15 protein-coding genes are annotated in these 13,528 nt (G+C 71.4%); 7 read left to right on the top strand and 8 right to left on the bottom strand.

Annotated features, from left to right (window positions below; all coding sequences use genetic code 11):
- Position 1 precedes the first annotated feature (1 nt).
- Both wrbA and ABFX50_RS19135 read right to left on the bottom strand, forming a co-directional pair.
- Positions 2 to 622: an NAD(P)H:quinone oxidoreductase gene (gene wrbA / locus ABFX50_RS19140; protein ID WP_346148119.1), complete on the bottom strand. Its 621-nt coding sequence runs from the start codon at positions 620 to 622 to the stop codon at positions 2 to 4.
- 107 nt (positions 623 to 729) lie between these two features.
- Positions 730 to 1,653, bottom strand: coding sequence for a DUF5996 family protein (locus tag ABFX50_RS19135; RefSeq protein WP_346148117.1), 924 nt, complete (start codon positions 1,651 to 1,653; stop codon positions 730 to 732).
- A 229-nt stretch (positions 1,654 to 1,882) separates the two neighbouring features.
- On the opposite strand from ABFX50_RS19135, the gene ABFX50_RS19130 reads away from it, so the two are divergent.
- Positions 1,883 to 3,640 carry a DoxX family membrane protein gene (locus ABFX50_RS19130; RefSeq protein ID WP_346148115.1) on the top strand — a complete coding sequence of 586 codons (1,758 nt, stop codon included), beginning with the start codon at positions 1,883 to 1,885 and terminating at the stop codon, positions 3,638 to 3,640.
- Positions 3,641 to 3,654: 14 nt separating this feature from the next.
- Here the strand turns inward: ABFX50_RS19130 and ABFX50_RS19125 are convergent, their stop codons facing one another.
- Together ABFX50_RS19125 and ABFX50_RS19120 are read right to left on the bottom strand one after the other, a co-directional pair.
- On the bottom strand, positions 3,655 to 3,864 hold the full coding sequence (locus tag ABFX50_RS19125; RefSeq protein WP_346148113.1) for a hypothetical protein: 210 nt from the start codon (positions 3,862 to 3,864) through the stop codon (positions 3,655 to 3,657).
- A gap of 193 nt (positions 3,865 to 4,057) precedes the next feature.
- On the bottom strand, positions 4,058 to 4,627 hold the full coding sequence (locus ABFX50_RS19120; RefSeq protein ID WP_346148111.1) for a TIGR03086 family metal-binding protein: 570 nt from the start codon (positions 4,625 to 4,627) through the stop codon (positions 4,058 to 4,060).
- A 59-nt stretch (positions 4,628 to 4,686) separates the two neighbouring features.
- On the opposite strand from ABFX50_RS19120, the gene ABFX50_RS19115 reads away from it, so the two are divergent.
- Genes ABFX50_RS19115 through ABFX50_RS19105 form a run of 3 tightly spaced genes read left to right on the top strand, consistent with a single transcriptional unit; the run spans position 4,687 to position 9,614 of the window.
- Positions 4,687 to 7,323, top strand: coding sequence for a helix-turn-helix transcriptional regulator (locus tag ABFX50_RS19115; RefSeq protein ID WP_346148109.1), 2,637 nt, complete (start codon positions 4,687 to 4,689; stop codon positions 7,321 to 7,323).
- Between the two features lie 3 nt (positions 7,324 to 7,326).
- Positions 7,327 to 8,211 carry an alpha/beta fold hydrolase gene (locus tag ABFX50_RS19110; protein ID WP_346148107.1) on the top strand — a complete coding sequence of 295 codons (885 nt, stop codon included), beginning with the start codon at positions 7,327 to 7,329 and terminating at the stop codon, positions 8,209 to 8,211.
- Complete coding sequence (locus ABFX50_RS19105; RefSeq protein WP_346148105.1) at positions 8,208 to 9,614, top strand: MFS transporter; 1,407 nt, start codon at positions 8,208 to 8,210, stop codon at positions 9,612 to 9,614. Before ABFX50_RS19110 ends, ABFX50_RS19105 begins: the two co-directional genes overlap by 4 nt.
- Here the strand turns inward: ABFX50_RS19105 and ABFX50_RS19100 are convergent.
- The 3 genes from ABFX50_RS19100 to ABFX50_RS19090 form a co-directional block, all read right to left on the bottom strand.
- Positions 9,535 to 10,005, bottom strand: coding sequence for an MFS transporter (locus ABFX50_RS19100; RefSeq protein ID WP_346148581.1), 471 nt, complete (start codon positions 10,003 to 10,005; stop codon positions 9,535 to 9,537). The two genes, ABFX50_RS19105 and ABFX50_RS19100, sit on opposite strands and share 80 nt — an antisense overlap.
- Before the next feature lie 96 nt (positions 10,006 to 10,101).
- Positions 10,102 to 10,248 (bottom strand): hypothetical protein, encoded by a 147-nt coding sequence (locus tag ABFX50_RS19095; protein ID WP_346148102.1) that lies wholly within the window; start codon positions 10,246 to 10,248, stop codon positions 10,102 to 10,104.
- Between the two features lie 45 nt (positions 10,249 to 10,293).
- A complete protein-coding gene (locus tag ABFX50_RS19090; RefSeq protein ID WP_183653512.1) occupies positions 10,294 to 10,467 on the bottom strand; it encodes a DUF3073 domain-containing protein in 174 nt (57 codons plus the stop codon).
- 76 nt (positions 10,468 to 10,543) lie between these two features.
- Here ABFX50_RS19090 and ABFX50_RS19085 point away from each other — a divergent pair, with 76 nt between their 5' ends.
- From ABFX50_RS19085 to ABFX50_RS19075, 3 genes are all read left to right on the top strand, one after another.
- Entirely contained in the window at positions 10,544 to 10,885 is a 342-nt protein-coding gene (locus ABFX50_RS19085; protein WP_183653509.1) for an ArsR/SmtB family transcription factor, read from the top strand.
- Between the two features lie 169 nt (positions 10,886 to 11,054).
- Positions 11,055 to 11,933 carry a 1,4-dihydroxy-2-naphthoyl-CoA synthase gene (locus ABFX50_RS19080; protein ID WP_346148099.1) on the top strand — a complete coding sequence of 293 codons (879 nt, stop codon included), beginning with the start codon at positions 11,055 to 11,057 and terminating at the stop codon, positions 11,931 to 11,933.
- Positions 11,933 to 12,850 (top strand): aminoglycoside phosphotransferase family protein, encoded by a 918-nt coding sequence (locus tag ABFX50_RS19075; protein ID WP_346148097.1) that lies wholly within the window; start codon positions 11,933 to 11,935, stop codon positions 12,848 to 12,850. The genes ABFX50_RS19080 and ABFX50_RS19075 overlap by 1 nt, the downstream gene beginning before the upstream one ends.
- Positions 12,851 to 12,925: 75 nt before the next feature.
- Here the strand turns inward: ABFX50_RS19075 and ABFX50_RS19070 are convergent, their stop codons facing one another.
- Complete coding sequence (locus ABFX50_RS19070) at positions 12,926 to 13,384, bottom strand: rhodanese-like domain-containing protein (RefSeq protein WP_346148095.1); 459 nt, start codon at positions 13,382 to 13,384, stop codon at positions 12,926 to 12,928.
- Positions 13,385 to 13,528 lie beyond the last annotated feature (144 nt).

Below are 13,528 nucleotides of genomic sequence, written 5' to 3'. Positions count from 1 at the left end.
GTCACGCGGCGGAGGAGAGAGCCTTCGTGGCGCGGGCGAACCTCAGCACCCGCTCGGTCTGCACGCGGGCCGCGGCGCGGGTGACCTCGTCCACGGCGTGCGTGCCGCCCTTGTCGCAGTGGGAGGTGCCGTACGGGTTGCCGTCGGCCCACTTGTCGGGGTGGGTGTAGCCCGGCGGGACGATGACGCCGCCGAGGTGGATGAAGGTGTTGTACAGGGCGAGCAGGGTGGACTCGTGCCCGCCGTGCGCGGTGCCGGTGGAGGTGAAGCCGCTGTAGACCTTGTCGGCGAGCAGGCCCTGGCTCCACGGTCCGCTCAGGGTGTCGAGGAACTGCTTGAGCTGCGAGGAGATGTTGCCGAACCTCGTGGGCGAGCCCATGAGCACCGCGTCGGCCCACACCAGGTCGTCGGCCGTGACGAGGGGGACGTCGGCGGTCGCCGCGGCATGGGCGGCCCAGGCGGGGTTGGAGTCGATGGCGGACTGCGGGGCGAGCTCGGCCACCCTGCGCAGCCGCACCTCGGCACCCGCCTTCTCCGCGATCTCGGCCATCTCCTGGGCGATCGCGGCGATCGTCCCCGTGGCGGAGTAGTAGACGACGGACAGGTTCACGGGCGTGTTCACGATGACTCCTGAGATGAGGACCAAGCGAGAACACAGACGATATAGTCAGAATCCTTTACTGTCAAAGATAGTGACTACTTTATGGATGGCAGCGGCACCCGCAGAGGTCATGACTCCTCGAGGTAGGGGTCGGTGACGCCCTCGATCCTGGGCACCAGCGCCTCGTCGCAGCCGGTCAGCGCGGCGCCGGCCCGGTAGGCGCTCTCCAGGAAGCCGAGCACGGTGGCCACGGGGTCGTCGCTCTGCCTGGCGTCGTCGTACTTGAGTATCGCCAGGTGGCTCCCCCTGGACGGGACCCAGACCGCCCAGTCGGGCCAGAGCGGCTGCTCGTCCAGGCCCTTCGGCTCGGGCGCGGTGTAGGAGTAGAACGCGGGCCACGGCCGCTCCTCGTCGCCGAACCAGAACCCCGCGCTGATCACCTCCCAGCTGTAGGCCTCCCTGGTGACCGCGTCGCTCTCGCGCGGCACGCTGACCACCCTGCCGGTGAAGCGCGTGACCGCGAGGTCGAAGGTGTGCCAGAAATGATGGACAGGGCTGGTCTTGCCGGTGAAGTCGGCGGCGTAGCGCTCCAGCACCTGCCCGACCTGCGACAGGACCGTCCAGTAACGGGTGACGAGCGCGGGGTCGTAGGCCGCGTGCTTGGCGTCCTGCGCGAACGGGGTGCTGTCGGTCATGTCGTACGGCACCGCCAGGATCTCCACCGCCACCCCGAAGTCGTCGAGGACCTGGAAGAGGTTGGCGTAGAAGTCGGCCACCGACTGCCCGATCAGCGAGAACTCCGCGCTGCGCCCGTCGGCCTTGTCGACCACCAGCCGATGCCTGACCAGGTCGAAGTCGATGCTGAACGGCTCAGGCAGCCCCATCGGCCTGGTGGTCAGACCGCGCCCCGTGAGGTGGAAGGGCACGTTCCACCAGTGGTTGCGCCGCGTGCTCGCGGCCAGCCGTACCTTCCCCACGATCTGCGCGAATCTGTGGACGGTGTCCTTGGTCTCGAGCCAGTCCTCGTAGGGCATGGCGGGAAAGAGCTCCATGCGCACATGCTGCCCAGCTGCCATTCAAGGGGAACGTCGCATTTAGGGGTTTTTGTCGGAGTTCACGCCAAGGGCAACCGACGTTAGCCCCCACCCCCTGAGGCCCACCTGTGCCACGCCACTTTTCGCCCGATCAGGCATAGCGCAAGTCAAACCTCTCCTCGCAAATCCCGACATTCAGCGCTTTCGCCGTGCACAGGGGCATGAACGCGATGGGGGAGGGATTGGCATGTTGAAGAGGATAACCAGCGATCTTGCACTGCTCGTGGCCCGCATCGTGGTCGGCGTCATCTTCATGGCGCATGGGCTGCAGAAGTGGCAGGGCGGCCTGGAGAACACCACTGCCATGTTCTCGCAGCTCGGCGTGCCCAGCCCACAGCTGGCCGCCGTGTTCGCCACCGCTGTCGAGATCATCGGCGGGGCGATGCTCATCATCGGCCTCGGCGTACGGCTGGCGGCGGTGCTCCTGTTCGCCGACATGGTCGGCGCCGGGTATTTCGTCGAGAGCCGCAGCGGGTTCTTCAACAGCACGCCGAGGTGGGAGCTCGTCGTCGCTCTGGCCGCCGCCTGCCTGTTGCTGATGGCGCTGGGTGGCGGCAGGCTCGGCGTGGACGGCCTGCTGCACCGCTCTCGCCTCAGGCGCAGGGACCGCAGGGAGACCGAGGCAGCGGCGACCGCGGCCGCGGCGGCGACGGCGGAGCCGCGCGGCTCCGTGATCGTCTCGCACGCCTCGGACGAGCCGGGAGCGCCCCCCGCACACCCGGCCCCCGCACACCCGGCCACCACTCAGCCCGGCGCGGGCGCCACGCAGCCGACCGCCGAGAAGACGCTCACCGACACCACGGCCGAACACCACGGCCCCGCACGCGACAGCTGGGACGCCGAACGAGAGGACACCGACTTTCACACCGGCGACAGGGGCGCGCCCTCCAGCTCCTCCTCGGGGTCGGGCACCGAACCCGCGGACAACGACTCCGACACCGAACGCTCGCCCTTCGCCCCCGGCGCCGACCCTTCGAACGCCGACGCGGACACCGAGCGGCCACCCCTCGCCTCACACCCGCAACCGGGCTCCGACCCCGACAAGAAGACAGGCGAGAGAGCCGGCGAGAAGCCGGGCGAGAAGGGGGCGGGGTCAGGGTCGGGCCACAGTCCCTCCGTCATGGGCGTGGCGGGGATGGCGGGCATGGCCGCGGGCGTCATGAGCATGCCGGCGCTCTCCAGTGACGCGAACCCGGGTTCCGGCGACGCGAACCCCGAGCCCGACAACGCGAACCCCGAGCCCGGCGAGGCGAACGCCGAGCCGGGCGGCGCGAACACCGAGCCGGGCGGCGCGAACACCGAGCCGGGCGGCGCGAACGCCCGCCGCGAGCCCGACGACCGCTTCCACGACGCGGGCGACCCGGCCCACGACACCATCGGCGAGATCCCTCACACCGAGGACGACACCCCGCGGAGCACGCTCTCCGAGCAGAGCGCCTCGGGCGAGAAGGACCCCGCGCACGACACGAGCAGTCCGATCTACGACTCGCTGATGGGCTCGCCGCCCCGCATGGCGCCCGACGAAGGGCGCCCGAGCTGGCTGGACGAGCCGGGAGGTCCCGACCCCGCCATCGGAAGCGACGCCTACGCCGCGAACGACAGCGAGAACGAGACAGGGAACGCCACGAGCGGCCGCCTGGAGGGCGAGGACCTCCGGTCGGCCGACACGGAAGGGGATGAACCCGGCATGGCCGAGGACGAACGGATCTCCGAGCCCCAGCCGCTCGACGCCCTGCCCAACAACGGGCCCGAGGACGTCGCACCCGAAGGCGCGCCGGAGCCGTCGCTGGGCGGGCACTCCGTGCCGGCACAGGGCGGAGCCCCCGAGCCTGCGGACGATGAGGAGCAGGCCCGCAGGTCGGAGCTGGAGGAGCTGCGCGCGGAGGTCGACCGGCTGAAGAGCGAGCTCGCCGCGGTCAGGCGCAGGCTGGGGGTCGGCGGATAGGCGTGTCGGAGGGGTCAGCCCCCTCCGGCACACCGGAGCCGCAGCTCGTCGACGAACTCGGGGGACGGCTCGGCGGCGGGCTCCATGGGCGGGGTCTGCGCCGGGTCGTCGACGGGTTCCAGGCCAGGCAGGTCCATCGGCGGGACCGAGATCCGCCTGCCCGCCCGCGCTCGCCGCTCGGTGGTGCGGGTAGGACCGGTCCTGCCCGGATGTCGCAGTCGCATGAGAGCCCTCTCCTCCTGTCAGGTTCCGCGGGGGCGCAGGAGAGAACATCCTGCTTCCCCCGGAAACGACGTCGTCGTCCCTGAGCTACCTGTCTATCGGGGCCTCGCACGGGATTACGCGCGTGCGGAGAAGATCCCGTTCGCCGCGTGTCGGGAGGAAAGGCAGGTGCTGTCGGGAGGAAGGGCGGACGGCTCAGGCGGTCCAGCGGGGGTCGCGGCCGAGGTAGCGCAGCAGAACCGCCACGTCGTCGTCGCCGTCCTCCCCCGCGACCTCAGCGGCGTAGACGCCGTAGGCCCGCAGCGGCTCGATGTGCTGCTTGGCGATGTCCAGCAGCTCACGGGCCATGGCGGGGGTCAGGGGCGACGGCTGCCCCGTGGCCATCGCGATGTCCCACGCGTGGACGGCGGCGTCGAGGGCGCAGGCGCCGATGCCCAGCGTGTAGGTCATCGTGTTCGGCGGCACGGGAACGGGCACCTCCTGCGCGTCGGGAGAGACCGTGGCCCACGCGTCGGCGGAGGCCTTCATCGCCTGCTCGGCCACGACCTCGGCGGCCTCGGACAGCGTGCCGGACGGGGCGAAGGGGTTCTCCGACGGCATCGGGCCGCCGGTGATGAAGGCGGCGTAGCCGATCTGGTCTCCTGCCGCGTGCTGGAGCACCTGGGTGACGTTCCACTCGGCGCAGGGGGTGCGCAGCTCCCAGCCGTCGGCGGGGACGTTGCGGACGACGGTGCGAAGAGCCTCGTGTGCCTCGTTCAGGATCATGTCTCCACTATAGCAGAACGGAACACTCCATTCCAGTGTTTGCCTCTAGGCTCGGTCGCGTGCGTCAGAAAGACAACCTGTACGGCAGAGCCGACGAACAGACGACCATCTCCGCCACCCTGGCCGACGCGGCCAGGGGCGAAGGCCGGGCGCTGGTCGTCAGGGGCGAGGCGGGCATCGGCAAGTCGGCCCTCCTGGAGCGCGCGGCCTCAGCGGCCAAGCCGATGCGGGTGCTGCGCGCCACGGGAACAGAGAGCGAGTCGGGGCTGGCCTTCGCCGCGCTCCACCAGCTGCTGTGGCCGGTCACCGGCCGCCTCGACGCCCTCCCCGAGCCGCAGCGCGACGCGGTGGCGGGCGCGCTGGGCCTGGCCGCGACCAGGAGCGACGACAGGTTCCTCGTCTCGGCGGGCGTGCTCTCCCTGCTGATCGAGGCGGCGGCCGACCACGGCCTGCTGGTCGTCGCCGACGACTTCCAGTGGATCGACAGGGCCTCGGCCGACGCCCTGCTCTTCGCCGCCAGGCGGCTGGGCAGCGAGCGCATCGCGATGCTGCTTGCCGTACGGGGTGAGGCGCCTACCCCCGGCCTGCCCGAGCTGTCGCTGAAGGGGCTCGACCAGGACAGCGCCACCGCGCTGCTCGCCGAGCGCGCGGCGCCTGCGCAGGAGGTCGGCGCGCGGCTGGTGGAGCTGACCGGAGGCAACCCGCTGGCGCTGAGGGAGACGGTGGAGCTGCTCACCCCCGACCAGCTGGCGGGCAGGGCCGCGCTGCCCGAGCCGCTGCCGGTGGGCGCGGGCATCTTCGGCGAGCAGGTGCGGAAGCTGCCCGGCGACACCAGACGGGCGCTCCTGGTGGCCGCGCTCGAGAACGGGGGCGACCTCGAGCTGGTGCTCGACATCGCGGGCGCCGAGGTGCACGCACTGCGTCCCGCCGAGAACGCGGAGCTGGTCACGGTCGGCTCGGCGATCAGGTTCAGGCATCCGCTGGTGCGCTCGGCCGTCCACGCGGCGGCGAGCGCCGCGGACCGGCGCGAGGCGCACCTGGCGCTCGCCGCGCGCGTGCGCGACCCCGACAGGCGCGCCTGGCACAGGGCGGCGGCCACCGTCGGGCAGGACGAGGAGGTCGCCGCCGAGCTGACCGCCTCGGCCGAGCGAGCCAGGGAGCGCGGGGGTTACGCCGACGCGTCCGCCGCGCTGGTGCGGGCGGCTGAGCTGACGCCCGACCCCGAGGCCCGCGCCGTACGGCTGGCGGCGGCGGCCACGTCGGCCTGGCTCGGCGGCCGTCCTGGCCAGGCGGAGAGCTGCCTGGCCGAGGCGAGGTCACTCGCCGAACGCCCCGAGTTCGCGCAGCTCAGGGGCAGGTTCGAGCTCAACTCGGGAGACGCGGCCGAGGCGCTCAGGATCCTGCGCACCGGAGAGAGCCTCGAGATGCTGGCCGACGCCTGCGAGGCGGCCTCCTACGTGGGCGACGTCGAGGCGCTCGTGGAGCTCGGCCGCCGCGCCGAGGCCTTTCCCGAGAGCTTCCTCCGCGACGTGGTCGCCGGCATCGGCGCGATGCTGGGCGGCGACAGGGACAGAGCCGCGGTGATGCTGCGCAGGGCGCTGGAGCGCAAGGGAGAGCTGCGCGAGGCGGCCCAGTTCCTGTGGGCCTGTGCGGCGGCCTCCTACCTGGGCGAGTCCGACTCCGCCGCCGAGCTGGTCGCCATGGCGGGCCGCGCGGCCAGGGTCTCAGGCATGGTGGGACAGCTGCCCGTCGTGCTGGAGTTCGTGGCGACGGCCGAGCGCATCGAGGGCAGGTTCGCCGACAGCGCCGCGATCGCCGAGGAGGGCCTGGAGCTGGCCCGCGAGGCCGGATATACCAACTCCGTCGCCGCCCACCTGGCCAACCTCGCGGCGGTCGCGGCGATCCAGGGCAGGGAGGACGACTGCGCGCGCCACGCCCACGACGCGCTGGCGATCGCCATCCCCCACCGCCTCGGCCTGAGGGCCGGCACCGCCCGCTACGCGCTGGGCCTGCTCGACCTGGGCATGGGCCGCTACGCGGCGGCCCACGACCGGTTCGCCTCCATGGTCGCGGCGGGGCCTCCGCCGACGGTGTGGCGCTCGACGCCCGACAGGGTGGAGGCGGCCGTGGGCTGCGGCGACCTCGACACGGCCCGCGCGGCCTTGGCCGCCTACGAACGCTGGTCGGCCACGGCGGGCACGCCCCAGGCGAGGGCGCTGGTCGCCAGGTGCAGGGCGCTGACCGGCGACGACACCGCCTTCGAGGAGGCCATGGCGCTGCATCCCGAGGGCTTCGAACGCGCCAGGACCGCCCTGCTGTACGGCGAGCGCCTGCGCAGGCTGCACCGTCCTGGAGAGGCCAGGTCGCAACTGCGCTACGCCGCGGAGACGTTCGAGCGGGCGGGAGCCGAGCCATGGGCGCGCAGGGCGCACGACGAGCTGCGAGCGGCGGGCGAGGCCAGAACCAGTCCGGACAGGGACGTGTTCGCCGCTCTGACCCCGCAGGAGCTGCGCATCGCCAAGCTCGTGGCAGGCGGCGCGTCCAGCAAGGAGGTGGCCGCCCAGCTCTTCCTCAGCCCGCGCACGGTCGAGTACCACCTCTACAAGATCTATCCGAAGCTGGGCGTCACCTCACGTACTGAACTGGCACTAGTAGTCCTACGGATGGCGGGCGAGTCCGCCCACGGCATGCTCTGACTCATGCAAAACGACATCTTCACCGAAGAGTTCGGCGACAGCGCCCACCAGCCCATCCTGCTCATCGCCGGCTCCATGTCCCAGGGACCCGCCAGCTGGCCCGACGCGTTCGTCGGCCGCCTGGCGGCGGGTGGACGCAGGGTGATCCGCTACGACCACCGCGACACCGGCCGCTCCGCGACGATCGACTTCGCGACCGACCCCTACACCTGGCACGACATCAAGAACGACGCGCTGGCCGTCCTCGACGCGCACGGGATCGACTCCGCGCACGTGGTCGGCCACTCGGCGGGCGGCGTGCTGGCCCAGTGGATCGCCGTCGAGCACCCCGAGCGGGTCATGACGCTGACCACGATCGGCTCCTCGCCGCTCGGCAGGCAGGAGGGGCTCACCGTCATGCGAGCCCTGATGGGCGAGGAGCAGCCCGAGGGCAGTCTGCCTCCGCCCACCAAGGAGTTCGTGGAGTTCTACCGGAAGCTGATCACCTCTCCCCCGCCCTCGACCAGGAAGGAGCAGATCGACTTCCAGCTCGCCGAGGCCAGGGTGCTGGCGGGCGGGCTGCCGATCGACGAGGAGGAGGAACGCCGCCAGGCCGAACGGCTCCACGACAGGGCGCGTGACCTGTCGGCCCTGGCCAACCACCGCCTCGCCGCGGCGGCGGACATGACCTTCGAGCCGGTGGGCGTGCTGCACACCGTCAAGGCCCCCACGCTGGTCGTGGAGGGTACCCACGAGCCCGCCAAGCCGGGCCACGGCGCGCTCATCGCCGAGGCCATCCCCGGGGCGGAGCTGCTGATCGTCGAGGGCATGGGGCACATGCTGACCCCTCAGGTGCACCAAACCCTGGCCGATGCCGTGCTGAGGCACACGGCTACTGTGCGAGGGTGACCTATCGCCGCCGGATGTTGGTGCTGGCGATCTGCTGCATGAGCCTGCTGATCGTCAGCCTCGACAACACGGTGCTCAACGTCGCGCTGCCGGCCATGCGCCGCGAGTTCGACGCCTCGGTCTCGGGCCTGCAGTGGACGATCGACGCCTACACCCTCGTCCTGGCCTCGCTGCTGATGCTCTCGGGCTCCACGGCCGACAGGTTCGGCCGCCGCATGGTCTTCCAGCTCGGCCTGGTGCTGTTCACGCTCGGCTCGCTCCTGTGCAGCCTCGCCCCCAGCCTCGGCTGGCTGGTGGTCTTCAGGATGATCCAGGCCGTGGGCGGCTCCATGCTGAACCCGGTGGCGATGTCGATCATCACCAACGTCTTCACCGATCCGCGCGAGCGCGCCAGGGCCATCGGCGTCTGGGGCGGCGTGGTCGGCATCAGCATGGCGGCCGGCCCGCTGGCCGGCGGCCTGCTGGTGGACACGCTCGGATGGCGCGCCATCTTCTGGCTCAACCTGCCGCTCGGCATCGCCGCGCTGGTGCTGACCATGCTGTTCGTGCCGGAGTCGAAGGCGCCCACGGCCCGCAGGTTCGACCCCGTGGGGCAGTTGCTGGTGATCGTGCTGCTGGGCTCGCTCACGTACGGGATCATCGAGGCGCCATCCGCGGGCTGGACCTCTCCCCTGATCCTCTGCTGCCTCGCGCTGGCGGGCGGCTCGCTCGCCGCCCTGCTGCTGTACGAGCCCAGGCGCGCCGAGCCGCTCATCGACCTGCGCTTCTTCCGCAGCGCGCCGTTCAGCGGCGCCACGATCATCGCGGTGTGCGCGTTCGCGGCGCTGGGCGGGTTCCTGTTCATCAACACGCTCTACCTGCAGGACGTGCGCGGCCTGTCGGCGCTGCACGCGGGCATGTACATGCTGCCCATGGCGGGAGTGACGCTGGTCGTCGCGCCGCTGTCGGGACGCGTCGTCGGCAGCCGAGGGCCCAGGCTGCCCCTGCTGCTGGCGGGGATCGCCATGCTGGCAAGCGGGGTGCTGGCCGCCGGGTTCGGGGCCGAGCGCTCCGACCCGCTGCTGTTCACCTCCTACGTCCTGTTCGGCATCGGCTTCGGGATGGTCAACGCTCCGGTCACCAACACCGCCGTCTCCGGCATGCCCCGCGAGCAGGCGGGAGTCGCCGCGGGCATCACCTCGACCAGCCGTCAGGTCGGCACCTCGCTGGGGGTCGCGGTGATCGGCTCGGTGATCGCCACCACCGGTCATCCCGAGGCCGCGGGCGACCCCGCGTGGTGGATCATCGCGGGCTGCGGCGCGGCGGTGCTGATCGTCGGCCGGCTCACCACAGGCGCGTGGGCCACGAGGACCGCCGAGCGTACGGCGGCCCGCATCGCGGGCGCTCAGACCGTGCGCTCGTAGCCGACCAGGCAGCACGCGCTCGCCAGGCAGGCGGCGCACACACGTAGCCGGACGACGGGCGCGTGGCCGTCCTGTTGCGCAGCGTCAGCCAGTGCAGCGGCACCGCCAGCAGGCCGTAGCCCACGCCGAGCACGACCAGGGCGGTGCGCCAGCCGTACCTGTCGACGAGCAGGCCGGTCAGCGGCAGGAAGATGCTGGAGGCGAATCCGGCCACGATCGTGACCGCCAGCAGCGCCCGCGCCCTGCTCTCGACCGGGTGCCAGGCCACGACCACGGCGAAGGCGGCCTCGTAGAGGACCATCGCCGAGGACAGGCCGACGACCGCGAGGACCAGGTACAGCTGGACCAGCGTCGTGACCTGTGACCAGGCCAGCAGCGCGGCCGCCCCCAGCAGCGAGCCCCACCGTCATCAGGCCCCGGCCGCCCCTTGCGTCGAGCACTCGCCCGACCAGCGGCGCGACCAGGCCTGACACCAGGACGGCGAGCGTCAAAGCGCCCGCCACCTGAGTGATGCTCGCTCGCAGCTCCACCCGCATGGGGGGAGGAAGACCGAGTAGGCGTAGTAGAGCACGCCATATCCAGCGGTCTGGGTGACGGCCAGCGCGGCGACCATCTGCCCGGCTCGGGCGATCACACCAGGTTCCTCCCCGGCCGACCGCCCGTCATGCAGTGAAAAGCGTCACCCGGAGGACGTCGTCGCCGAATCGCGCGACGGCTCCGCGGACCCCGCGTCACTCCTCGTCGAGTCGGCGCCGAGCTCCTCGCGCAACCGCTCATAGTCGATGTGGTGGTTGGTGTACTTCAGCTCGCGAGCGACCTTCGTCTGCTTCGCCTTGGCTCTGCCTCGCCCCATGGCTCCACTCCCTCGATGCCCGCCATCATCCTATCAAGTTGAAGAATTGTGCAACTCGGTATATTACGATAGTCGCATGCCCGTTCCGCTGTACCAGGCCAAGGCAGATTTCTTCCGCACGCTCGGGCATCCCGTGCGCATCCAGGTTCTAGAGCTCCTTCGAGAGGGTCCACGACCCGTCAGGGACCTGCTCACCGAGATCGAGATCGAGGCCTCCAGTCTCTCCCAGCAACTAGCGGTGCTACGCAGAGCCGGGATCGTGAACGCCACCCGAGACGGCGCGACCGTCGTCTACGAGCTGTCGAGCCCGGACCTGGCTCACCTGCTCGTCGACGCCAGGCGCATCCTCACCGACATGCTCGCGGGCCAGGGCGAACTGCTGGCCGAGCTGCGCGCCGAGGGCCGCAAGGTGGGTTAGCCGGCGATCCCGCGCCGTGGAACCCCGCGGCGCGGTAGCCGTACGGAGGCCACCTCGTGCAGGCCGGTGGCCTCCCGCACGGCCGCGCCGGCGTGGGGCCCGCGCTGCACCGTCGCGCGGCTGGAGCGGGCCGAAGGGGCGAGCGGCAGATCCGTTAGGCTCTTGACCCATGGTCTCCGAGCTGTTCGACCCCAAGGCCTGGCAGGTCGTCGAGGGTTTCGACTTCACCGACATCACCTACCACAGGGCCGTCGACCAGGGCACCGTGCGCATCGCCTTCAACAGGCCCGAAGTGCGCAACGCCTTCAGGCCGCAGACCGTCGACGAGCTCTACCGGGCCTTCGACCACGCCAGGCAGACCACCGACGTAGGCTGCGTGCTGCTGACCGGCAACGGCCCCTCCCCCAAGGACGGCGGCTGGGCCTTCTGCTCCGGCGGCGACCAGCGCATCCGCGGCAAGGACGGCTACCAGTACGCCGACGGCACCCCTGCGACGGGCCGGCTGCACATCCTTGAGGTCCAGCGGCTCATCCGCTTCATGCCGAAGATCGTCATGTGCGTGGTGCCCGGCTGGGCCGCGGGCGGCGGGCACAGCCTGCACGTCGTCGCCGACCTCACGCTGGCCAGCGAGGAGCACGCGCGCTTCAAGCAGACCGACGCCGACGTCGCCAGCTTCGACGGCGGCTTCGGCTCGGCCTACCTGGCCCGCCAGGTGGGCCAGAAGTTCGCCCGCGAGATCTTCTTCCTCGGCGACACCTACACCGCGGCCGACGCCCACAGGATGGGCATGGTCAACGCGGTGGTGCCGCACGCCGAGCTCGAGGCGACGGCCCTGGAGTGGGCTCGCAAGATCAACGGCAAGTCGCCCACCGCGCAGCGGATGCTGAAGTACTCCTTCAACCTCATCGACGACGGCCTGGTCGGCCAGCAGGTGTTCGCGGGCGAGGCCACCCGTCTGGCCTACATGACCGACGAGGCGGCCGAGGGCCGCGACTCCTTCCTCGAGAAGCGCGAGCCCGACTGGTCCCCCTTCCCCTGGCACTTCTGATGATCGAGGTGCCCGCCGAGCTGGCCGCCTCCCACCTGAGGTACGCCGACGACGCGGGCCCCGAGTGGACCGCCGCTCTGCCCGCGCTGGCCGAGCACTTCCTCGGCAGGTGGGAGCTGCGGCCCGACGGCCCCGTCATGCACGGGGTGGTCTCGCTGGTGCTGCCCGTCGTGCGCCCCGACGGCACCCGCGCCGCGCTCAAGCTCCAGCCCGCCACCGAGGAGAACGTCGGCGAGGGCCCAGGGCTGCGCGTGTGGGCGGGCGACGGCGTCGTCCGCCTGCTCGACGAGGCGACCGTGCCCTCGCCGTCCTCTCCTCACCAGGCCAACGCCCTCCTGCTCGAACGGCTCGAAGGCAGGCGCTCCCTCGAGGAGATGCCCGACGTCACCGAGGCGCTGGAGATCCTCACCAGGCTCCTCGCCCGCCTGGTCGCCCATCCCGGTCCCGAGGGGATGCGCACGCTGGCCGACATCGCCACGGACATGCTGGAGGCGACGCCCGAGCAGGCGCGCAGGGCGCACCCCGACGACCTGCCGTGGATCGAGCGGTGCGCGGCGGCTGTCCGCGAGCTGGCGGGCGAGGCGGGAGACCGGCTGCTGCACTGGGACCTGCACTACAGCAACGTCCTGGCCGGCGGGCGCGAGCCGTGGCTGGCCATCGATCCCAAACCGCTGGTGGGCGACCCCGGCTTCGAACTGCTGCCCGCGCTGCGCAACCGCTGGCCGTCCACCGACGTGCGCGGCACCCTGCTGCGCAGGTTCGACCAGATGGTCGAGGGGCTCGGGCTCGACAGGGACAGGGCGGTGGGCTGGACCCTCGGCCGCGTCCTGCAGGACGCCCTGTGGGACCTGGAGGACGGCGAGAGCAGGATCGACCAGAACGAGGTCGCGATCGTCGAGGCCCTGCTGAGCCGGTAGGGGTTGACTCACGCCAGACGGGGTAAAACATGATCGCCCCCGGCCGCCGTGTTACAGCCGGGGGCGCCACATCGGTCAGCAGGCGCAGGCCACGCCCGACACCGGAGCGGTCAGCGGGTCGATGGAGCGCCTGGCCACGCCGCTCGCGGTCTCGACGGGGAAGCCCTCACGCGCCCAGTACTCGAAGCCGCCGATCATCTCCTTGACCCGGTAGCCGAGCCTGGCGAACTCCAGCGCCGCCTTCGTGCCGCCGTTGCATCCGGGGCCCCAGCAGTAGACCACCACCGTGGCCTCGCGCGGCACCAGGCCCTCGGCCCTGGCCGCGATCTCACGGGTGGGCAGGTGGATCGCGCCCTCGACATGCCCCTGGTTCCAGCTCTCCAGGCTGCGCGAGTCGATCACCACGACGCCCTCCGCCTTGTCGGCAAGATCGGCGGCGACGTCGGAGACGTCCGTCTCGAAGGCCAGGCGCGCCGTGAAGTGGGCGAGCGCGGCGGCGTTGTCGGCGGCGGGGACGGCGGTGACTGCGGACATCGAGGGCTTCCTTTCACGGCGGGAAGGTGACGCCCCCATCGTGACCGGGCGAATTCCAGAGGTCGTCGCAACACTGATTGATCAACTGGCTGCGGCCAGCAGCATAGCGAGACGCTCGGCTGGGGTTTCCCAGCCGAGCGTTTT

The sequence above is a fragment of the Nonomuraea recticatena genome (assembly GCF_039533245.1).
GTDB lineage: Bacteria > Actinomycetota > Actinomycetes > Streptosporangiales > Streptosporangiaceae > Nonomuraea > Nonomuraea roseola.
This window is presented reverse-complemented; position numbering and strand designations above follow the sequence as displayed.

Bases quoted from the DNA above. Each gene is read 5' to 3' on its own strand.
- ABFX50_RS19135 (WP_346148117.1), bottom strand. From the start codon at position 1,653: ATGGAGCTCTTTCCCGCCATGCCCTACGAGGACTGGCTCGAGACCAAG.
- ABFX50_RS19130 (WP_346148115.1), top strand. From the start codon at position 1,883: ATGTTGAAGAGGATAACCAGCGATCTTGCACTGCTCGTGGCCCGCATC.
- ABFX50_RS19125 (WP_346148113.1), bottom strand. From the start codon at position 3,864: ATGCGACTGCGACATCCGGGCAGGACCGGTCCTACCCGCACCACCGAG.
- ABFX50_RS19120 (WP_346148111.1), bottom strand. From the start codon at position 4,627: ATGATCCTGAACGAGGCACACGAGGCTCTTCGCACCGTCGTCCGCAAC.
- ABFX50_RS19110 (WP_346148107.1), top strand. From the start codon at position 7,327: ATGCAAAACGACATCTTCACCGAAGAGTTCGGCGACAGCGCCCACCAG.
- ABFX50_RS19090 (WP_183653512.1), bottom strand. From the start codon at position 10,467: ATGGGGCGAGGCAGAGCCAAGGCGAAGCAGACGAAGGTCGCTCGCGAG.
- ABFX50_RS19085 (WP_183653509.1), top strand. From the start codon at position 10,544: ATGCCCGTTCCGCTGTACCAGGCCAAGGCAGATTTCTTCCGCACGCTC.
- ABFX50_RS19080 (WP_346148099.1), top strand. From the start codon at position 11,055: ATGGTCTCCGAGCTGTTCGACCCCAAGGCCTGGCAGGTCGTCGAGGGT.
- ABFX50_RS19075 (WP_346148097.1), top strand. From the start codon at position 11,933: ATGATCGAGGTGCCCGCCGAGCTGGCCGCCTCCCACCTGAGGTACGCC.
- ABFX50_RS19070 (WP_346148095.1), bottom strand. From the start codon at position 13,384: ATGTCCGCAGTCACCGCCGTCCCCGCCGCCGACAACGCCGCCGCGCTC.